Genomic DNA, 20,306 nt, shown 5'->3' on the forward strand with positions numbered 1-20,306 from the left:
CAGCAATGATTAAGTGCTTCAATTCCATAAAAAATTGTTATGATCGCCGCCATGACAACTACTGCCCCTTCGACCCCTGGCGTTCAACTGCTCGAGGTCTCGCCGGAATATGCCGGCCAACGAATCGATAATTTCTTGCTAGCCCGGCTCAAAGGCGTGCCCAAGACCTTGATTTACCGCATCTTGCGCAAAGGCGAAGTGCGGGTGAACAAAGGTCGGATCAAGCCCGAGTACAAGCTCCAGGCCGGTGATGTCGTGCGCGTTCCGCCGGTCCGTGTGCCTGAACGCGATGAGCCGGTGCCCTTGGCCCAGGGCCTGCTGCAACGCCTGGAAGCCTCCATCGTCTACGAAGACAAGGCGCTGATCGTGGTCAACAAGCCCGCGGGCATTGCGGTCCATGGTGGCAGCGGCTTGAATTTCGGCGTGATCGAAGCCTTTCGTCAGTTGCGTCCGGACGCCAAGGAATTGGAGCTGGTCCATCGCCTCGACCGCGACACCTCCGGCCTGCTGATGATTGCCAAGAAGCGCAGCATGTTGCGCCACTTGCACGAGCAATTGCGCGGCGATGGTGTCGACAAACGCTACATGGCGCTGGTGCGTGGCCGCTGGGAAACCTCGATCAAGCAAGTCCGCGCCCCGCTGCTCAAGAGCAACCTGCGTTCAGGCGAGCGTATGGTGGAGGTCAACGAGGAAGGCAAGGAGGCGCTGACCGTCTTCAAGGTGCTCCGACGTTTCGGCGACTTTGCCACCATGATCGAGGCCAAGCCGGTCACCGGACGTACCCACCAGATCCGTGTCCACACGCTACATGCCGGGCACTGCATCGCCGGGGACAGCAAATACGGCGATGACGACTTCACCAAGGAAATTCGTGACCTGGGTGGCAAGCGCCTGTTCCTGCATGCCTACATGCTGACCGTGCCGCTGCCCGATGGCGGCGAGCTGAAATTGCAGGCTCCCGTCGATGACATGTGGGCCAAGACCGTGGAGCGGTTGAGTGCATCCTGACTACAAGCTACTGATATTCGATTGGGACGGCACTCTGGCGAACTCCATAGGTCGGATCGTGGATGCGATGCACGTCGCGTCGGATCGTACCGGGTTTGCCCGGCGTGATGATCTGGCGGTAAAGGGCATCATCGGTCTCGGCTTGCCGGAGGCGATTCGCAGCCTGTATCCGGAAATCGAGGAGGGTGAGCTGATCGTTTTTCGCCAGCATTACGCCGACCATTACATTGCCCTGGAAGCCGAACCTTCGCCGCTGTTTGATGGTGTGGTGGAAACCCTCGGCACCCTGCGGGAAGAGGGTTATCACCTGGCGGTCGCGACCGGCAAGGCCCGGCGTGGGCTGGATCGGGTATTGAAGGCGCATGGCTGGGAAGATTATTTCGACATCACCCGTGCTGCGGATGAAACCGCGAGCAAGCCACATCCGCTGATGCTTGAGCAGATCCTTGCTCATTGCGATGTGTCACCCGGGCAGGCGCTGATGGTCGGCGACTCGTCGTTCGACCTGCAGATGGCCAGCAATGCTGGCATGGATTCGGTGGCTGTCAGCTACGGCGCGCAGACGATCGAGGCGTTGAAGGCCTTCGAGCCGTGCCTGGCGATTGACCATTTTCCTGAATTGCACGCCTGGTTGAGCCGGCGTACCGATTAAGTTTTGATGGAGAGGCAGGCATGACGGACGAATGGAAGGCCCCGGCCAAGGCGAATGCCGAAAGCGGTGACGAGAAAAGCTGGAAACTGCTGGAAAAGACCCTGCTGGCCAGTGTGCAGGAGCAGCGTCGTTCACGCCGCTGGGGTATTTTCTTCAAATTGCTGACTTTCGTGTATCTCTTCGGCGCGCTCATGCTGTTCACGCCGCTGATGAGCATCGAAAAAAGCGCCGTGAGCGGCTCGGCTTACACTGCGTTGATCGACATCGAAGGCATGATTGCCGATAAGGAGCCTGCTAGCGCGGACAATATCGTCGGCAGCCTGCGGGCGGCGTTCGAGGATCCAAAGGTCAAGGGCGTGGTGCTGCGCATCAACAGTCCTGGTGGCAGTCCGGTGCAGTCCGGTTATGTCTATGACGAGATTGTCCGATTGCGCGGGTTGCACCCGGACATCAAGGTCTACGCTGTGATCGCCGATCTCGGCGCATCAGGCGCTTATTACATTGCCAGTGCGGCGGACCAGATCTATGCCGACAAGGCCAGCCTGGTCGGCTCCATTGGCGTGACGGCGGCCGGATACGGGTTTGTCGGGACCATGGAAAAGCTTGGTGTGGAGCGTCGGGTCTATACCTCCGGCGAGCACAAGTCGTTTCTTGACCCGTTCCAGCCGCAGAAGCCTGAGGAAACCGCATTCTGGCAAGGCGTGCTAGACACCACCCACAAGCAATTCATTGCCAGCGTCAAGAAAGGGCGGGGCGACCGTCTGAAGGACAAGGAGCACCCGGAGCTGTTTTCCGGACTGGTCTGGTCTGGCGAGCAGGCCTTGCCCCTGGGCCTGATCGATGGCTTGGGCAGTGCCAGCTCTGTGGCGCGGGATGTGATCGGCCAGAAGGACCTGGTGGATTTCACCATCGAAGAATCGCCGTTTGATCGCTTCTCGAAGAAGCTGGGGGCTAGCATCGCCGAGCACCTGGCGATGTGGATGGGCTTCCAGGGGCCAGCGTTGCGCTAGGTTCCTTGCGCTCTGGTTGGCGGGGCCACCGTGGCGAGGGGATTTATCCCCGTTGGGGCGCGGAGCGACCCTGAAGGCTGACGCCTCGGTGCATCAGATCGATTGAGGGGGCTGCTCCGCAGCCCAGCGGGGCGGTGCGACGTTTCGCTAAATCCCCTCGCCACAAATGGGTTGTCTGGGGTTTCAGGGAACCTGCACGCCCTCAGCCAGCAACATATCCACAAGACGAATCAGCGGCAGGCCAATCAGGCTCGTGGCGTCCGGGCCTTCAGTGCTCTGGAACAGGCTCACACCGAGGCCCTCGGCCTTGAAGCTGCCGGCGCAGTCGTACGGCTGTTCGGCGCGCAGGTAGCGCTCCACGCGGGCCGGATCCAGGGTTCGCATATTCACGGTGAACGGAACGCAGTCGACCTGGCATCGGCCTGTCTGGCTGTTAAGCAGCGCCAGGCTGGTCAGGAACGTCACCCTGGCGCCACTGGCGGCCATTAGCTGCTCGCGGGCATTTTCGAATGTGTGGGGCTTGCCCAGGATGCGCTCGCCGAGCACGGCGACCTGGTCCGAGCCGATGATCAGGTGCGCTGGGTGTCTGTCGGTCAATGCCAAGGCCTTTTCCCGGGCCAGGCGCTTTACCAGCTCGACCGCGGATTCGTCGGGGTGGCGGCTTTCGTCGATGTCTGGCGAGCTGCAGACGAATGGCAGCCCCAGGCGGGCGAGCAGTTCCCGGCGATAAACCGAGCTTGAGGCTAATAATAAAGGCAGCATGGCTCTCTCCGATGGGCAGGGGAGGATTCTAGCCAGGCGCGCAAGTGACGGACAGGGCTGAATTTCCTTTGACATGGCCCGGTGCATCCCTATAATGCTGCGCCTATGTTGAATGACCCGATTCCACCTCACGTTGACCCGCGCAAATTGGCTGACCGTGGCACCACCCTTCAAGGTGAACTGCTGCTGGCCGATTTGAAGAGACTCTGCGACCCGCTTTCCGACGATGTCGGGACGGTCCAGGCCAAATTCGTTTTTGAACGAGATGAACGTAAATCTGTGGTGATCCACAGCTTTATCGACACTGAAGTCAAAATGGTTTGCCAGCGTTGTCTTGAGCTGGTCACCCTGCCGATCCATAGCGAATGCAGTTACGCCGTGGTGAAGGAGGGTGCGAATACCCAGTCGTTGCCGAAAGGTTATGACGTGCTGGAACTGGGCGAAGATCCATTGGATCTGCAGTCACTGATCGAGGAGGAGCTTCTGCTCGCCTTGCCCATTGTGCCTGCTCATCATCCGGAAGAATGCCAGCAGCCGGCGGGAGCAGATGAGCCCGAACCGAGCGAGGACGAGGTAACGCGGTCCAACCCGTTCAGTGTATTGGCGCAGTTAAAGCGTGACCCAAACGTTTAGGAGTTAATCAATTATGGCTGTTCAGCAGAACAAAAAATCCCGCTCCGCCCGTGACATGCGCCGTTCGCACGACGCTCTCGAGGCTAGCACCCTGTCTGTAGAAAAAACCACTGGTGAAGTTCACCTGCGTCACCACGTATCGCCAGAAGGCGTATACCGTGGCCGTAAAGTGATCGACAAGGGCGCCGACGAGTAATCACTTGTCCGCTCAAGTCATCGCGATTGACGCAATGGGCGGGGACTTCGGTCCCCGCAGCATTGTTCAGGCCAGCCTTGCTTGCCTGGATACTACGCCCTCGCTGCACCTGACCCTCGTCGGTCAACCCTCTCTCATTGAAGAACTGCTCAACGGCCAGTCGGCTGTCGATCTTGCGCGCCTGACAATTGCGCCAGCGTCCGAAGTCATCACCATGGACGAAAAGCCGGCACAGGCCCTACGCGGCAAGCCTGACGCGTCGATGCGGGTAGCCCTTGAGTTGCTGCGCGACGGCAAGGTCCAGGCCTGTGTCAGTGCGGGTAATACCGGGGCGCTGATGGCGCTGTCGCGCTATGTCCTGAAGACGTTGCCGGGGATCGATCGTCCGGCAATGGTCGCGGCGATCCCGACCCAGCGCGGGTTCTGCCAACTGCTCGATTTGGGCGCCAACGTCGATTGCAGCGCCGAGCACCTTCTGCAATTCGCCGTGATGGGCTCGGTTGCCGCGCAGACACTCGGCATTGCGCGACCTCGCGTTGCGCTGCTGAACATTGGCACCGAAGACATCAAGGGAAACCAGCAGGTCAAGCTGGCGGCGACCTTGTTGCAAAATGCGCGGGGCATCCATTACATCGGGTTCGTCGAAGGCGATGGTCTCTATCGCGGCGAGGCCGATGTGGTGGTCTGTGATGGTTTCGTTGGCAATATCCTGCTCAAGTCCAGCGAGGGGCTGGCGACCATGATTGGCCAGCGCATCGAGACACTGTTCAAGCAAAGCCTGGCTTCGCGGGTGGTGGGTGCCCTGGCGCTGCCATTGATGCGACGGCTGCAGGCAGACCTGGCGCCGGCGCGGCACAACGGTGCGAGTTTCCTCGGGCTGCAAGGTATCGTTATCAAGAGCCATGGTTCGGCGGGCGTGCAGGGCTTTCAAAGCGCTATCAACCGGGCGGTGATCGAAGTGCAGGAAAACCTGCCGGAACGCTTGCACGGCCGTCTCGAGGATTTGTTAACTTAGGCGTTTTCGTCTGACAATGCTTAAATGTGACCGGTCGGTTCAAGCCGTCATCCAACTGTCAGTTTCCTAGCGCCCCCAGGGGCGTCAATTTTTGACGACAAGATCATTAGGGGCTTTGTTTTCATGTCTGCTTCCCTCGCATTCGTCTTTCCAGGACAGGGCTCGCAGTCCCTCGGCATGCTGGCCGAGCTGGGCGCGCAATACCCGCTGGTCCTCGAAACATTCAAAGAAGCGTCCGACGCGCTCGGCTACGACTTGTGGGCACTGACCCAGCAAGGGCCGGAAGAGCAACTCAATCAAACCGATAAAACCCAACCGGCCATCCTCACCGCCTCGATTGCCTTGTGGCGCCTGTGGCTGGCTGAAGGCGGCGCGCGCCCGGCGTTTGTCGCCGGTCATAGCCTGGGTGAATACAGCGCACTCGTGGCCGCTGGCAGCCTGAGCCTGGCTGATGCGGTGAAACTGGTGGAGCGTCGTGGCCAGTTGATGCAAGAAGCCGTTCCGGCCGGGCAGGGCGGCATGGCCGCGATCCTCGGCCTGGAAGATGCCGATGTGTTGGCTGCCTGTGCCGAAGCGGCGCAAGGCGACGTGGTCAGCGCCGTCAACTTCAACTCCCCGGGCCAGGTGGTTATCGCCGGAGCCAAGGCTGCCGTCGAGCGTGCCATCGAAGGCTGCAAGGCCCGTGGCGCCAAGCGCGCCATGCCGCTGCCGGTCAGCGTGCCGTCGCACTGCGAACTGATGCGTCCGGCTGCCGAGCGTTTTGCCGAGTCCATCGCCGCCATCGACTGGCAGGCTCCGCAGATTCCTGTTGTGCAGAACGTCAGCGCCAACGTGGCGCCGGATCTCGAGACCCTCAAGCGCGACTTGCTGGAGCAGCTCTACAAGCCGGTTCGCTGGGTCGAATCGGTGCAGACGCTGGCAGCCAAGGGCGCGACCGAGCTGGTCGAATGCGGCCCTGGCAAGGTGCTGGCAGGCCTGAACAAGCGCTGCGCCGAAGGCGTGTCCACTTCCAACCTCAACACCCCAGACGCTTTCGCTGCCGCTCGCGCAGCGCAAGCCTGAACAGGAGAAGCTTGCATGAGTCTGCAAGGTAAAGTTGCACTGGTGACCGGTGCAAGCCGCGGCATCGGCCAGGCCATCGCCCTGGAACTGGGTCGTCAAGGCGCCATCGTTGTCGGCACCGCGACGTCCGCTTCGGGCGCCGAGCGTATCGCCGCGACCTTGAAGGAAAACGGTATCCAGGGCACCGGGCTCGAGCTCAACGTGACCAGTGATGAATCCGTTGCCGCCGTGTTGGCAAGCATCCAGGAGCAGTTCGGTGCACCGGCGATCCTGGTGAATAATGCCGGCATCACCCGCGATAACCTGATGATGCGCATGAAAGATGACGAGTGGTTCGACGTGGTCGACACCAACCTGAACAGCCTGTACCGGCTGTCCAAGGGCGTCTTGCGCGGCATGACCAAGGCACGTTGGGGTCGAATTATCAGTATCGGCTCGGTTGTGGGTGCCATGGGCAACGCAGGCCAAGTAAACTATGCTGCGGCGAAAGCCGGTCTGGAAGGTTTCAGCCGTGCGCTGGCACGAGAAGTCGGTTCGCGCTCGATTACGGTAAACTCGGTTGCACCGGGTTTCATCGACACCGACATGACCCGTGAACTGCCGGAAGCACAGCGTGAAGCCTTGTTGACGCAGATTCCGCTGGGTCGTCTGGGGCAAGCTCAAGAAATCGCGTCCGTGGTCGCTTTTCTTGCTTCGGACGGTGCGGCATACGTGACCGGGGCTACAATCCCGGTGAACGGCGGGATGTACATGAGTTAAATGTGACGGATTGCTTCAAAAAAATGTCATACGAGCTGTCTAAAATCCGTTATAAAGCTGCAATCTATTTATAGGCGGCGGGCCCCAGGGTTCGAGGAGTGAAGCTTTCGGTTGAAAAACCGAAAAGTCTTTCTATACACTTACCCACCGGCCAGCTGCCTGAATTTGTCCATTAGGAGTGAAAACAAGGTATGAGCACCATCGAAGAGCGCGTCAAGAAAATCGTTGCCGAGCAACTGGGCGTTAAAGAAGAAGAAGTTGTGAACACCGCTTCCTTCGTTGAAGACCTGGGTGCCGACTCCCTTGACACTGTTGAGCTGGTGATGGCTCTGGAAGAGGAATTCGAGACCGAGATTCCTGACGAAGAAGCTGAAAAGATCACTACTGTACAAGCTGCTATCGACTACGTTACCAGCCACCAGGCGTAATCGTTTTTAGTCGTCGCTAGCTGTCATGGAAAAACCGCACTGCCATCACGGCGTGCGGTTTTTTCTTTAGGCCTGATGCAAAGTCGTCATTTGAAAAAGGAGAGTGCTGTGTCGCGTAGACGCGTCGTAGTCACCGGTATGGGTATGTTGTCGCCACTGGGCACGGATGTGCCAAGCAGTTGGCAGGGCATTCTGGCTGGCCGTAGTGGCATTGGTCTGATCGAACACACCGACCTTTCTGCCTATTCCACCCGTTTTGGCGGCTCGGTAAAAGGCTTCAATGTCGAGGAATACTTGTCGGTCAAGGAAGCTCGCAAGCTTGACCTGTTCATTCAATACGGCTTGGCAGCCGGGTTCCAGGCGGTGCGCAACGCCGGGCTGGAAGTGACCGATGCCAATCGTGAACGCATCGGCGTGGCCATGGGCTCGGGTATTGGCGGCTTGACCAATATCGAAGAAACCAGCCGCACGCTGCACGATTCGGGGCCGCGACGGATTTCTCCGTTCTTCGTGCCGGGCTCGATCATCAATATGATTTCCGGTTTCCTGTCCATCCACTTGGGTGCACAGGGGCCTAACTACGCCATCGCTACGGCGTGCACCACCGGCACCCACTGCATCGGCATGGCCGCGCGCAACATCATGTACGACGAAGCCGACGTGATGATTGCCGGTGGCGCCGAAATGGCCGCTTGCGGCCTGGGCATGGGCGGTTTCGGCGCGTCCCGTGCGCTGTCGACCCGCAACGATGAGCCAGCACGTGCCAGCCGACCATGGGACAAGGGCCGTGACGGCTTCGTGCTGTCCGACGGTGCCGGTGCGCTGGTGCTCGAAGAGCTGGAACACGCCAAGGCCCGCGGCGCGACCATCTATGCCGAGCTGATCGGTTTTGGCACCAGTGGCGACGCGTACCACATGACGTCGCCACCGGCCGATGGCGCCGGTGCCGCCCGTTGCATCGCCAACGCCTTGCGTGACGCGAAGATCAACGGCGACCAAGTGCAATACATCAACGCTCACGGCACTTCTACTCCGGCGGGTGACCTGGCCGAAGCCCAGGCGATCAAGACGGTGTTTGGCGAACACGCCTACAAGCTGGCGGTCAGCTCCACCAAGTCCATGACCGGTCACCTGCTGGGTGCGGCAGGGGCGGTGGAAGCGATCTTCAGCGTCTTGGCGATCAACAGCCAGACGGCGCCGCCAACCATCAACCTCGAGGAGCCTGACGAAGGGTGCGACCTGGACTTCGTGCCGCATACAGCCCGTGGCATGGACATCGATGTGGTGTTGTCCAACTCCTTCGGTTTTGGCGGGACCAATGGTTCGCTGGTGTTCCGCCGGTTCGCAGGTTGATGGAGAGCTGGGTCGACGGTCAACCGGCTGACGTCCTGTCGCTGAAAGATCGCGGCCTGGCTTATGGCGATGGGTTGTTCGAGACCATCGCCGTGCGCAATGGCAGGCCACTGTTGCTGGAGCGTCACTTGCAGCGCCTGGAAACAGGCTGCCAGCGATTGGCGCTCAGGGTCGACATGACGGTGGTGAGCGCCGAGCTGAGCGCTTACGCCCGGTGTCAGGGTGACGGCGTGATGAAATTGATCGTGACCCGTGGCGACAGTCGGCGTGGTTATGCCGCCGATCCCTCGGCCACCGCCCGACGCATCCTGCAGGGCAGTGCTCCTGTTGCTTATCCCGCTGCCCATGCCGAGCAAGGCGTGTTCCTGTTTCCCTGTTCAGTGCGCTTGTCCGAGCAGCCTTTGCTTGCCGGTCTCAAGCACCTCAATCGCCTGGAACAGGTGCTGGCCCGTGCTGAGTGGACTGATTCGCGGTATGCCGACGGCTTGATGCAGGACGCGTCCGGGCGGGTGATCGAAGGTGTGTTCAGTAACCTGTTCCTGGTGCGCGATGGGGTCTTGTCTACAGCGGACCTGAGCCGTTGTGGTGTCGCCGGGGTGATGCGCGCAGAATTGTTGTTTCAAGCCAATTCCCAAGGTATCGCTACGCAAATCATGGATATCAGCCTCGAACAGCTGCACCAGGCCGATGAGGTCTTTGTCTGCAACAGCGTATATGGCGTGTGGCCGGTACTCGGATGCGGTTCGGCACGCTGGTCGGCTGGCCCACTCACCCGTAAACTGCAGACCCTTGCCCGTGCGCTATTGGATGCCTGATTCGTGAGACGTAAATTCTTGCTGCTGCTGGAGACCGGACTGGTTCTGGCAGGGCTGTTGTTGGGCGCTTCAGCCTGGAAGATTCATTCGGCGCTGCAACAGCCACTGAACATCACCCAGGAAGAGTTGCTGGACGTACCCAACGGGACCACCCCGACCGGAACCTTGAAGCGCCTCGAAGCCGACGGCCTGATCAAGGACGCCTTCTGGCTGCGTATTTATTGGCGCTTCAATCTAGCCGACCAGCCATTGCACTCCGGTGAATATCGGATGGTGCCGGGCATGACCATGGAAGCCTTGATCGGCGTCTGGAAGCGCGGAGATGTGGTGCAGTACAGCGTGACGCTGGTGGAGGGCTGGAATTTCCGTCAGGTGCGCGCGGCATTGGCCAAGGACGAAAAACTCCAGCAGACCCTTGCTGGCCTGAGCGACAGCCAGGTCATGGACCGCCTTGGTCATTCGGGCGTGTTCCCCGAAGGCCGGTTCTTCCCGGATACCTACCGCTTCGTGCGGGGCACCACGGATGCCGATCTGTTGAAGAAGGCCTACGATCGGCTGGACGACGTGCTTGCCAAAGAGTGGGCACAGCGTGCCGCCGACGTCCCGTACAGCCAACCCTATCAGGCCCTGATCATGGCCTCCCTGATAGAAAAGGAAACCGGGGTGCCCCAGGAACGTGGCCAGATCGCTGGAGTGTTCGTGCGTCGCCTGCGTCTGGGCATGCTGCTGCAGACCGACCCGACCGTGATCTATGGCCTCGGCGAGCGCTACACCGGCAAGCTCACCCGTGCCCATCTGAAAGAAGAGAATCCCTATAACACTTACCTGATCCCGGGTTTGCCGCCGACACCGATTGCAATGGTGGGGCGCGAAGCGATCCACGCGGCGTTGAACCCGGCCGACGGCAACAGTCTTTACTTCGTTGCCCGTGGCGATGGCAGCCATGTCTTTTCCGATGATCTGGAGACGCACAACAACGCGGTGCGTGAATTCCAGCTCAAGCGCCGTGCCGATTATCGCTCCAGTCCGGCCCCGGCGGCCCCGGATGATTCGGCACCGATTCCCGCAGCGTCACCGGACACGGCGCCTGAAGCCGTGCCTCAGGTGCCGCCACAAGAGCCTGCCCCCGAACCGAATGCGAGCGAGCCGCCGAGCTCGCAATGACTTTGACTAAGGATCGCCCGTGACTGGCTTGTTTATCACACTGGAAGGCCCGGAAGGCGCCGGCAAGAGCACCAATCGCGAGTACCTGGCCGAACGCCTGCGGGCTGCCGGCATCGAGGTGGTGCTGACCCGCGAGCCGGGCGGCACGCCACTGGCCGAGCGGATTCGCGAGGTGCTGCTGGCACCGGCCGATGAAATCATGAATCCCGATACCGAATTGTTGCTGGTGTTTGCCGCGCGGGCGCAGCATTTGGCCGAGGTGATTCGCCCGGCGCTGGCTCGCGGCGCTGTCGTGTTGTGCGACCGCTTTACCGATTCGACTTATGCCTATCAGGGCGGCGGGCGTGGCTTGTCCCTTGAACGCATCGCGACGCTGGAAACCTTTGTCCAGGGTGACCTGCGTCCCGACCTGACCCTGGTTTTCGACCTGCCAGTGGAAATCGGCCTGGCACGGGCAAGCGCTCGTGGCCGGCTGGACCGCTTCGAGCTCGAAGGGCAGGGGTTCTTCAACGCCGTGCGCAATGCCTTCCTGGGGCGCGCCAAGGCCGATCCGGCGCGTTACCTGTTGATCGATGCCGCTCAGCCGTTGACGCAGGTCCAGCAATCGCTGGAGGATTTGTTGCCGCGCTTGCTGGAGCGTGCCCGTGGCTGAAGCTTATCCCTGGCAGGACGGCCTTTGGCAACAACTGGCCGGCCGTGCCCAGCACGCCCATGCCTACCTGTTGCATGGCCCGGTCGGAATCGGCAAGCGAGCGCTGGCCGAACGCCTGATGGCCAGCCTGTTGTGCCAGGCCCCGGCGGCCTCGAATGCCTGCGGTGAATGCAAGTCCTGCCTGTTGCTCAAGGCCGGTAGCCATCCTGACAATTACGTGCTGGAGCCGGAAGAGGCGGACAAGGCGATCAAGGTCGACCAGGTTCGTGACCTGGTCAGCTTCGTGGTCCAGACCTCGCAAATGGGCGGGCGCAAAGTGGTGCTGATCGAGCCGGTGGAGTCGATGAACATCAACGCCGCCAACGCCTTGCTCAAGAGCCTCGAAGAGCCTTCCGGCGATACCGTGCTGTTGCTGGTCAGCCATCAGCCGAGCCGTTTGCTGCCGACCATCAAGAGCCGTTGCGTTCAGCAGACCTGTCCGCTGCCCAGCGAGGCAATGAGCCTGCAATGGCTGGCCAAGGCCTTGCCTGACAGCTCCGATGAAGAGCGCGTCGAACTGCTGACCCTGGCCGCCGGCTCGCCGCTGGCGGCGGTCAGCCTCCAGGCCCAAGGCGTGCGCGAGCAGCGGGCCCTGGTCGTGGACGGCGTGAAGAAGCTGCTCAAGCAGCAGCAATCGCCGACACAACTGGCCGAGGGGTGGAACGCCATCCCCTTGTTGCTGTTGTTCGACTGGTTCTGCGATTGGTCGAGCCTGATCCTGCGTTATCAGCTCACCGAGGACGAAGCCGGCCTCGGATTGCCGGATATGCGCAAGGTGATCCAGTACCTGGCGCAAAAAAGCAGCCAGGACAAAATCTTGAACATTCAGGACTGGATTCTTGCCCAACGTCAGAAGGTGCTGAGCAAGGCGAACCTCAATCGCGTGTTGCTGCTGGAGGCGCTGTTGGTGCAATGGGCGAGTTTGCCTGGTCGTACCTGACAGAGGCACTAGACTCAGCTCAATCGCAGCGGAGATCAGCATGAACGAACCTGTCAGTCCCGGGCCACGCAACGGCATCCTGTCCCTGACCATCAAGGACAAGTCCGTGCTTTACGCAGCCTACATGCCGTTTATCAAGAACGGTGGCCTGTTCATTCCTACCAACAAGAATTATCGCCTGGGCGACGAGGTGTTCATGCTGTTGAGCCTGATGGACGAAGCGGAAAAGATACCGGTCGCCGGCAAGGTCATCTGGATCACCCCCAAGGGCGCCCAGGGTAATCGGGCCGCCGGCGTTGGCGTGCAGTTCAACGAGGGTGACAACTCGGCCCGCAATCAGATCGAAACCCACCTGGCCGGATCGCTCAAGTCCGACCGTCCTACCCATACGATGTAGCCTGGCCCCTTATGCTCGTAGACTCTCATTGCCACCTCGATCGCCTCGACCTTGCCGCCCACGGCGGTTCCCTGGATGCCGCGCTGGATGCCGCGCGCCAGCGGGGCGTCGGACACTTCCTGTGCATCGGCGTCAGCGCCGACAACGCTGCCGACGTCAAGGTCCTGGCCGAACGTTATGAGGATGTCGATTGTTCGGTCGGCATCCACCCGCTGGACGTACAACCCGATGCTACGCCCGCCCTGGACTGGCTGCTGCATGAACTCGACCACCCTCGAGTCGTCGCCATCGGCGAAACCGGTCTCGATTATCACTACGAGCCGGAGGCCTCCGAGGTACAGCAGGCGTCGTTCCGCTTGCACTTGGAAGCCGCAAGACAGACCGGCAAGCCGGTGATTATCCACACCCGTGGGGCACGGGCCGATACTTTGGCCCTGTTGCGCGACGCGGCGCTGCCCCAGGCCGGTGTGTTGCATTGCTTCACTGAAGATTGGGACATGGCCAAGGCTGCGCTGGACATGGGTTATTACATTTCCTTGTCCGGTATTGTCACGTTCCGCAATGCCGACGCCTTGCGCGACGTTGCCAGCAAGGTGCCGGCCGATCGCCTGTTGGTCGAGACCGACTCGCCTTACCTGGCGCCAATCCCGTATCGCGGCAAGCCAAACCTTCCGCAATATGTGCGGGAAGTGGCGGAGTTCCTGGCGATGTTGCGGGGGGAATCCTATGGCCGGTTCGCGGAGCAAACCACGGAAAACTTCAAGCGCCTGTTCCCATTGGCGCGCGTCCGTTCGCCGATGGCCTGAAACCGAGACAAAAAAAACCCGGGTTCTGGGGGGTGAATCCGGGTTAAGACCATTAGGAGTAAAACAAAGGCACGCGGTCCGTTGGCACCTTTATCGGCGCGTCACTTGGGGGAGATGTCGCGCCGACAGTTCAAGTATTGATCACTATGGCAGTGCGTCCAGTTTCACCGGGTTGGTTTTTAAACAAATTTGGAATACGTTCGCTTCGGATAGGTTCTCATTGTGCCTGACGCCTGCGCGGCGATAAGGCATCAGTTGAAACGGAGGAGCCGGATTTGCGCGGTTTTGTTGAGATCTGTGGCCCAGAACGGATGATCCGTGCATTTTTGCGTAAGTTAGGCATAATACCGGGCTTCGAATTTTGACCCTTCAGACCTTTTTCTTATGCACAAAGAACCCCGTAAGGTCCGTGAGTTTCGTCGCCGCGAGCAGGAAATTCTCGACACCGCGCTCAAGTTGTTCCTCGACCAGGGCGAAGACAGCGTCACCGTCGAGATGATTGCGGATGCCGTGGGTATCGGCAAAGGCACGATCTATAAACACTTCAAATCCAAGGCCGAGATCTACCTGCGCCTGATGCTCGATTACGAGCGCGATTTGAACGAGCTCCTGCATTCGGCCGATGTCGACAAGGACAAGGAAGCCCTGTCCCGGGCCTACTTCGAGTTCCGTATGCGCGACCCGCAACGTTATCGCTTGTTCGATCGCCTCGAAGAAAAGGTGGTCAAGGGCAACCAGGTGCCAGAGATGGTCGAGGAGCTGCACAAGATTCGCGCTTCGAACTTCGATCGCCTGACCCTCTTGATCAAGGGCCGGATCAGCGAAGGCAAGCTCGAAGACGTGCCGCCGTATTTCCATTATTGCGCTGCCTGGGCATTGGTACATGGCGCGGTGGCGCTGTATCACTCGCCGTTCTGGAGCAACGTGCTGGAAGATCAGGAAGGTTTCTTCCAGTTCCTGATGGACATCGGCGTGCGCATGGGCAACAAGCGCAAGCGCGACCCGGAAGTCCCGAGCAGTTGAGGCATTCAGCTACCTGATTGCGCCATGTCCGCTTACATGGCGCAGTGCCCGAGGAATATACTCAGGCTTGGGTCTTGCGAAAACTTGATTTCTAGGTCAATTTTCTCGGACTCGATTCTTCTTTCGCCGGAGTGATCCATGATCGTTGACCGTCAAGGCAGGCGTTTTCGCAATTTGCGGATCAGCCTGACTTCAGCCTGCAATTACGCCTGTACCTACTGCGTGCCTGACGGCAAGCGGCTGGTGGCTGCGCAGGATGAACTGTCGGCCGAGGCCATGGCGCGAGGCGTTGCTTATCTGATCGAAGCCGCCGGTATCGAGCGGTTGCGCATCACCGGTGGCGAGCCGCTGGTCAGCCCCAAGCTCGAAAGTTTCATGACGGCGGTGGGGCAGATGGGGTTGGAAGACATCAGCCTGACTACCAACGGTCAGTTGCTGGCGAAGAAATTGCCGTTGTTGGTAAACGCCGGTATCCGTCGCATCAATGTTTCCCTCGACACCCTCGACCCTGCTGCGTTTCGCAGCATCGCCCGTGGCGGCGACCTGGCGACCGTGCTGGACGGCATGGAGCAAGCCCGGGCCGCCGGGATGAAAATCAAGGTCAACATGGTGCCGTTGCGCGGGCAGAACCTCGATCAGGTGATGCCGTTGCTGGAGTATTGCCTGGAACGTGGCTATGAACTGCGGTTCATCGAGTTGATGCGCATGGGCCACCTGGCCAGCGATTCCAATGCGTTCCTGCAACAGTTCGTCAGCCTCCAGCAACTGCTGGGCCTGATTGGCGAGCAATACGAATACTTGCAGGCCGATGCGCCTGTCGATGCGACAGCCGTGCGCTACGAAATTCCGGGGTTAGGCCATTTTGGCGTGATCGCCAACGAGAGCGTGCCGTTCTGCCGGACCTGTTCGCGACTGCGCTTGTCGTCCACCGGCTGGCTGCATGGCTGCCTGTCGTCGAGCAACCGTCACTTCGTCGGCGATCTGCTGGACAAGCCTCGTCACCAAGCCTTGCCGGCGCTCCAGCGTCTGCTGGTCAAGGCGCTGGGGGACAAGCAGGAAGTGGCGTTTTCCGGTGGCGCAACCATCATGAAAATCATCGGTGGCTGAATAAGGCTGTTGTGGCGAGGGGATTTATCCCCGCTGGGTTGCGCAGCCACCCCGGAACTATCGCCTCGGAGAATCAGGTCGAACATTTCTGTCCTTTGGGGGCGCTTCGCACCCAGCGGGGATAAATCCCCTCGCCACAGGAATAATGAACCATTCCCCCATCAAGCTGGCGCAAAAGCTGCATCCCACGGCCATTCGCCGGTTTTCCGTCACCGGTTTTTGGAGGATAGGATGCGTAGCCTGTTTTTGCTGCTGACCGTTTTGACGCTTGGTGGCTGCATGAATGTCAGCGACATGGGGGAGGGCGTTCGTTATCACATGAGCGATGCCGGCCTGCTGGACCATAGCGACAGCCGCCGCGTGAACAACCTGCGCATCCAGCCGGATTCCTTCATCTACATCGCCCAAGGCGCTTTTGCTCCGCCGGGCAGCGCCTATCCTCGGCCCAACGTCGTGGCTGAAGAAGCCTTCAACGGTTTCATCGAATATTTCCCGATGGTTCGTCGCGCCCGAGTCCCGGAAGGCCTCGACCAGGCGATGGGCGAAGCGCGGGCTGCTGGCGCCCACTACCTGCTTTACACCCGCTTCGCCAAGGCCGACAACCGCATCGGCAATACTGACGAATGGCTGGATGAGGAGGCCGTGGATCGCCTGGGCGTCGACACCAGCGTGATTCAAATCATGTTGATCGAGACCAGCACCCAGTATTTGATTGATACTGCACGCATCAAGAGCCGTGGCGGTTTGCTGACGTTGCACGACAAGCAGCCACAAGACCTCATCGCCACGCCGTTGCGTGAGTACGCCCGCAGCCTGCTGGGGATGAGCGACGAATAAACAGAAGGAGACACCATGAGCGGACCGCAAAAAGCCAATGACCTGCTGGGGCAGATCCCCAAGACCAAAGGCCTGCCTCCGGTCCACTTGTGGAACCCCGACTTCTGCGGCGACATCGACATGCGTATCGCCCGGGACGGCACCTGGTATTACCTGGGCACGCCCATCGGGCGCAAGCCGATGGTCAAGCTGTTCTCCACCATCATTCGCCGCGACGGCGATGATTATTTCCTGATCACTCCCGTGGAAAAAGTCGGCATCAAGGTCGATGACGCGCCGTTCGTGGCGGTGACTCTTGAAGTCGAAGGGCAGGGTGAAGCGCAGTTGTTGCGCTTCACCACCAATGTCGAGGAAATCACCGAAGCCGGCCCGGAACATCCGATGCGCGTCGTGATCGATCCCCAGACCCAGGAACCGGCGCCCTACGTGCATGTGCGCAGCAACCTCGAGGCCTTGATCCATCGCAACGTGTTCTACCAACTGGTGGAGCTGGCGGTCAGCCGCGAGATCGACGGGCAGAGTTGGTTGGGCGTGTGGAGTGGTGGCGAGTTCTTCCCCATCGGCCTGGAACCCTGATCCTTGTGGAAGTGAGGGTTGATCCAACATCCGCGTCGGCTGAAGGATCGCTATCGCGAGCAAGCTCGCTCCCACAGTGGATTTGGGGTGCCTGCAATATCTGTGTGCGCCACCAAACCCTGTGGGAGCGAGCTTGCTCGCGAAGGCGTCGGTACATCCAACACCTTCACAACTGACCCACCGCTTTCGCGAGCAAGTCCGCTCCCACAGTGGTATGCAAAATTCAAATTGACACCCAATCGTATGATGATTAGCGTGGGCGCCTAACAAAAAATCGCCCACGGGGTATTCATGTCCAGCAGTTTTCACGCATCGACCGTCGATTGGCTGGGGGGCTGGATTGCCGCCGGCCAGGTCAAGCCTGGGCAAACCATCAAGGTCGAAGCAGACCTTGGCGAGCAACTGGGCGTCAGCCGCACGGTGATTCGCGAGGCCATCAAGACGCTGGTTGCCAAAGGCATGCTGGAGGTCGGGCCGAAGGTCGGCACGCGGGTGCTGCCGGTGCGCCGCTGGAATCTGTTTGATCCGCAAGTAGTCGGCTGGCTGTCACGCAGTGGCCTGCCGGAAAACTTCGTCGACGACCTGCTGGACCTGCGACGCACCATCGAACCCATGGCCGTGAGATGGGCCTGCGAACGGGCGACGGCCGAGCAGGTGCAGGCGATCCGCGTGGCCTATCATGCCTTGGAGCGGGCGGTGGACAGCGGCGCGGATTACAACCGCGCCGACCAGTTCTTCCACGAATGCATTCTCGCCGCCAGCCACAATCAATTCATCGAACAAATGGTTCCGGCCTTGGGCGCGTTGCTGGCGGTTTCGTTCGAGGTGTCGGCGGCCGACCCGGACGAGCTGCGCCGCACTTTGCCGATCCACAAGGACATTGCCGAGGCGATCGCCGCACGGGATGCGACGCGGGGCGTCTGGGCCTGCATGACCCTGATCGATAACGCAGACCTGGCCATCAAGCGTTTTTATCCCAATGTCATGGCCGGTCGACCAGATAACGCCGGGGCACCCGGGGACAGGAGGTTTCAATGAAGTGGACGGCTTTGACAGAACACCGCGCGAAGCTGGGCGAGGGGCCATTCTGGGATGAGCCGACGCAGGCGTTGTATTGGGTCGATATCATCGGCAAGCAAGCGCTGCGGCTGATTGGCGCGAACGTGCAGATCTGGCAGATGCCCGAACACGTCTCGGCGTTTATCCCGACCCAGAGCGGCGACGCGTTGGTGACGCTGAGCAGTGGTGTCTATCGGTTGGATCTCGATTCGCCAGGGTTGGAGCCGCGCCTGAAGCTGCTGTGCATGGCCGATCCACAGCCTGGCAACCGCGCCAACGAAGCCCGCTGCGACGCGTTGGGCCAGCTCTGGCTCGGTACCATGCAGAACAACATCGGTGAACATGGCGAAGACCTGCCTGTCGAGCGGCGTTCCGGCGGCCTGTTCCGTGTCGGGACCGATGGCCGTGTGATGCCGTTGCTACGCGGCCTGGGTATTCCCAACACGCTGTTATGGAGCCCCGATGGCACGACGGTGTATTTCGGCGAAAGCCTGGACGGCACGCTGTACCGTCATTTCATTTACCCCGATGGCAAGCTGGCGCCGGCTGAAGTCTGGTTCGGACCCCATTCCCGTGGCGGCCCGGACGGTTCGGCCATGGATGCACGGGGTTATGTCTGGAACGCTCGCTGGGACGGCAGTTGCCTGCTGCGGTTGCATCCGGACGGCCATGTCGATCGGGTGATAGAACTGCCGGTCAGTCGCCCGACCAGTTGTGTATTCGGCGGGGAAGATCTCAAGACGCTGTACATCACCAGTGCGGCCAGTCCGCTCGGTCATCCGCTGGACGGTGCGGTGCTGTCGATGCGCGTCGATGTGCCGGGCATGCCTTGTACGCGGTTCGCTGGTTAAATCCCAAAATATGGGATGTAAATATATATATTGAGATTATTTGGCGGTCGGGTTTATAGTCGGCTCCATCAGCAATACGCACTCACACTAAAAAAACAAAACAGGTGAAGCGATGCATCAATCTTTTCCCGGACGCCCTGGCGGCGTCCGCGAACAACTCCTCATTCAGGCTCTGTCAGGCCGGCCATCAACGGATGTCCGGTTTTTGTCGTGCCTGCCTGCGGGAGTCATGATTCATGGCTGACGTGCTGTGCTTGCCGCCCGTGCCCGAGCCTCCCAAAGGGCAGCGACTGAAAGACAAGGTCGTGTTGCTGACCGGCGCGGCCCAAGGTATCGGCGAAGCAATCGTGGCCGCATTCGCGTCGCAACAGGCACGACTGGTGATCAGCGATATCCAGGCTGAAAAAGTCGAAGCCGTCGCCGCCCATTGGCGCGGACAAGGCGCCGATGTGCAGGCGCTGAAGGTCGACGTTTCGAACCAGCAGGATCTGCACGCCATGGCCCGCCGGGCTGTTGAACTGCACGGTCGCATCGATGTGCTGGTGAACTGCGCTGGCGTCAATGTGTTCCGCGATCCGCTGGAAATGACCGAAGAGGACTGGCGCCGCTGCTTCGCCATCGACCTGGATGGCGCCTGGTACGGTTGCAAGGCGGTATTGCCGCAAATGATCGAGCAGGGCGTGGGCAGCATCATCAACATTGCCTCGACCCATTCGTCCCACATCATTCCTGGCTGTTTCCCGTATCCCGTCGCCAAGCATGGGCTGCTGGGCCTGACCCGCGCCCTGGGCATCGAGTACGCGCCCAAGGGCGTGCGCGTGAATGCCATCGCGCCGGGCTACATCGAGACGCAACTGAACATCGACTACTGGAACGGCTTCGCCGATCCCCATGCCGAACGCCAGCGCGCGCTGGATCTGCACCCGCCACGGCGTATCGGGCAGCCGATCGAAGTGGCGATGACGGCCGTATTCCTGGCCAGTGACGAAGCACCGTTTATCAATGCTTCATGCATCACCATCGATGGTGGACGTTCGGTCATGTACCACGACTGAACATTCTTGGATTGCGGTAGGAAACTTCGCCTGTAATCCAATCATCATACGATATGACTATTTAGACCTATGCTGTGCAGTAACACGATTTGAGCGACCAGCCTGCG

Annotated in this window: 24 protein-coding genes; 23 read left to right on the forward strand and 1 reads right to left on the reverse strand. The window is 60.2% G+C overall.

The genetic code is table 11. From position 1 onward, the window contains the following. The first annotated feature begins 51 nt into the window (after positions 1-51). Genes rluC through KSS97_RS09015 form a run of 3 tightly spaced genes read left to right on the forward strand, consistent with a single transcriptional unit; the run spans position 52 to position 2,670 of the window. Complete coding sequence (gene rluC, locus KSS97_RS09005; protein ID WP_217861478.1) at positions 52-1,008, forward strand: 23S rRNA pseudouridine(955/2504/2580) synthase RluC; 957 nt, start codon at positions 52-54, stop codon at positions 1,006-1,008. Further along, positions 998-1,660: an HAD-IA family hydrolase gene (locus KSS97_RS09010; RefSeq protein WP_217861479.1), complete on the forward strand. Its 663-nt coding sequence runs from the start codon at positions 998-1,000 to the stop codon at positions 1,658-1,660. Before rluC ends, KSS97_RS09010 begins: the two co-directional genes overlap by 11 nt. Before the next feature lie 20 nt (positions 1,661-1,680). Then, a complete protein-coding gene (locus KSS97_RS09015) occupies positions 1,681-2,670 on the forward strand; it encodes a S49 family peptidase (protein WP_217861480.1) in 990 nt (329 codons plus the stop codon). Positions 2,671-2,853: 183 nt separating this feature from the next. On the opposite strand, the gene KSS97_RS09020 is transcribed toward KSS97_RS09015, so the two are convergent. Beyond that, on the reverse strand, positions 2,854-3,432 hold the full coding sequence (locus KSS97_RS09020; RefSeq protein WP_217861481.1) for a Maf family protein: 579 nt from the start codon (positions 3,430-3,432) through the stop codon (positions 2,854-2,856). A 105-nt stretch (positions 3,433-3,537) separates the two neighbouring features. Between KSS97_RS09020 and KSS97_RS09025 the strand changes: the two genes are divergently transcribed. The 20 genes from KSS97_RS09025 to KSS97_RS09120 all read left to right on the forward strand — a co-directional run bounded on the left by KSS97_RS09025 (position 3,538) and on the right by KSS97_RS09120 (position 20,199). Further along, on the forward strand, positions 3,538-4,065 hold the full coding sequence (locus KSS97_RS09025) for a YceD family protein (protein ID WP_003204262.1): 528 nt from the start codon (positions 3,538-3,540) through the stop codon (positions 4,063-4,065). A 13-nt stretch (positions 4,066-4,078) separates the two neighbouring features. After that, positions 4,079-4,261: a 50S ribosomal protein L32 gene (rpmF, locus tag KSS97_RS09030; RefSeq protein WP_003179396.1), complete on the forward strand. Its 183-nt coding sequence runs from the start codon at positions 4,079-4,081 to the stop codon at positions 4,259-4,261. A 4-nt stretch (positions 4,262-4,265) separates the two neighbouring features. Beyond that, positions 4,266-5,276, forward strand: a complete 1,011-nt coding sequence (gene plsX / locus KSS97_RS09035; protein ID WP_217861482.1) for a phosphate acyltransferase PlsX — start codon at positions 4,266-4,268, stop codon at positions 5,274-5,276. 123 nt (positions 5,277-5,399) lie between these two features. Then, positions 5,400-6,338 carry an ACP S-malonyltransferase gene (gene fabD / locus KSS97_RS09040; protein WP_217861483.1) on the forward strand — a complete coding sequence of 313 codons (939 nt, stop codon included), beginning with the start codon at positions 5,400-5,402 and terminating at the stop codon, positions 6,336-6,338. Positions 6,339-6,353: 15 nt separating this feature from the next. Further along, complete coding sequence (gene fabG, locus KSS97_RS09045) at positions 6,354-7,097, forward strand: 3-oxoacyl-ACP reductase FabG (protein WP_030137707.1); 744 nt, start codon at positions 6,354-6,356, stop codon at positions 7,095-7,097. A 191-nt stretch (positions 7,098-7,288) separates the two neighbouring features. Continuing rightward, the gene (acpP, locus tag KSS97_RS09050) at positions 7,289-7,525 is read left to right on the forward strand and encodes an acyl carrier protein (RefSeq protein WP_003175607.1); all 237 of its coding nucleotides are present in this window, start codon (positions 7,289-7,291) and stop codon (positions 7,523-7,525) included. A gap of 108 nt (positions 7,526-7,633) precedes the next feature. Further along, positions 7,634-8,878 carry a beta-ketoacyl-ACP synthase II gene (fabF, locus tag KSS97_RS09055; protein ID WP_030137708.1) on the forward strand — a complete coding sequence of 415 codons (1,245 nt, stop codon included), beginning with the start codon at positions 7,634-7,636 and terminating at the stop codon, positions 8,876-8,878. Then, positions 8,878-9,693 carry an aminodeoxychorismate lyase gene (gene pabC / locus KSS97_RS09060; protein ID WP_217861484.1) on the forward strand — a complete coding sequence of 272 codons (816 nt, stop codon included), beginning with the start codon at positions 8,878-8,880 and terminating at the stop codon, positions 9,691-9,693. Before fabF ends, pabC begins: the two co-directional genes overlap by 1 nt. 3 nt (positions 9,694-9,696) lie before the next feature. Then, positions 9,697-10,857: an endolytic transglycosylase MltG gene (gene mltG / locus KSS97_RS09065; RefSeq protein WP_198798202.1), complete on the forward strand. Its 1,161-nt coding sequence runs from the start codon at positions 9,697-9,699 to the stop codon at positions 10,855-10,857. A 19-nt stretch (positions 10,858-10,876) separates the two neighbouring features. After that, positions 10,877-11,509, forward strand: a complete 633-nt coding sequence (gene tmk / locus KSS97_RS09070) for a dTMP kinase (protein WP_217861485.1) — start codon at positions 10,877-10,879, stop codon at positions 11,507-11,509. Next, a complete protein-coding gene (locus KSS97_RS09075) occupies positions 11,502-12,488 on the forward strand; it encodes a DNA polymerase III subunit delta' (RefSeq protein ID WP_030137712.1) in 987 nt (328 codons plus the stop codon). Before tmk ends, KSS97_RS09075 begins: the two co-directional genes overlap by 8 nt. A 40-nt stretch (positions 12,489-12,528) precedes the next feature. Next, on the forward strand, positions 12,529-12,885 hold the full coding sequence (locus KSS97_RS09080; RefSeq protein ID WP_030137713.1) for a PilZ domain-containing protein: 357 nt from the start codon (positions 12,529-12,531) through the stop codon (positions 12,883-12,885). A gap of 11 nt (positions 12,886-12,896) precedes the next feature. Further along, positions 12,897-13,691 carry a TatD family hydrolase gene (locus KSS97_RS09085; protein WP_030137714.1) on the forward strand — a complete coding sequence of 265 codons (795 nt, stop codon included), beginning with the start codon at positions 12,897-12,899 and terminating at the stop codon, positions 13,689-13,691. Positions 13,692-14,075: 384 nt separating this feature from the next. Next, positions 14,076-14,714 (forward strand): TetR/AcrR family transcriptional regulator, encoded by a 639-nt coding sequence (locus tag KSS97_RS09090; RefSeq protein WP_030137715.1) that lies wholly within the window; start codon positions 14,076-14,078, stop codon positions 14,712-14,714. 138 nt (positions 14,715-14,852) lie between these two features. Beyond that, on the forward strand, positions 14,853-15,821 hold the full coding sequence (locus tag KSS97_RS09095; protein WP_030137716.1) for a GTP 3',8-cyclase MoaA: 969 nt from the start codon (positions 14,853-14,855) through the stop codon (positions 15,819-15,821). A 231-nt stretch (positions 15,822-16,052) separates the two neighbouring features. Beyond that, positions 16,053-16,658 carry a DUF4823 domain-containing protein gene (locus KSS97_RS09100; RefSeq protein ID WP_030137717.1) on the forward strand — a complete coding sequence of 202 codons (606 nt, stop codon included), beginning with the start codon at positions 16,053-16,055 and terminating at the stop codon, positions 16,656-16,658. 15 nt (positions 16,659-16,673) lie between these two features. Further along, positions 16,674-17,234, forward strand: a complete 561-nt coding sequence (locus KSS97_RS09105) for a DUF1285 domain-containing protein (protein WP_217861486.1) — start codon at positions 16,674-16,676, stop codon at positions 17,232-17,234. Positions 17,235-17,525: 291 nt separating this feature from the next. Next, a complete protein-coding gene (locus KSS97_RS09110; protein ID WP_030137719.1) occupies positions 17,526-18,272 on the forward strand; it encodes a FadR/GntR family transcriptional regulator in 747 nt (248 codons plus the stop codon). Further along, a complete protein-coding gene (locus tag KSS97_RS09115) occupies positions 18,269-19,144 on the forward strand; it encodes an SMP-30/gluconolactonase/LRE family protein (RefSeq protein ID WP_198798200.1) in 876 nt (291 codons plus the stop codon). Before KSS97_RS09110 ends, KSS97_RS09115 begins: the two co-directional genes overlap by 4 nt. 236 nt (positions 19,145-19,380) lie before the next feature. After that, entirely contained in the window at positions 19,381-20,199 is an 819-nt protein-coding gene (locus KSS97_RS09120; RefSeq protein WP_217861487.1) for an SDR family oxidoreductase, read from the forward strand. Positions 20,200-20,306: the final 107 nt, after the last annotated feature.

It is taken from the genome of Pseudomonas alvandae (assembly GCF_019141525.1).
Taxonomy (GTDB): Bacteria; Pseudomonadota; Gammaproteobacteria; order Pseudomonadales; family Pseudomonadaceae; genus Aquipseudomonas; species Aquipseudomonas alvandae.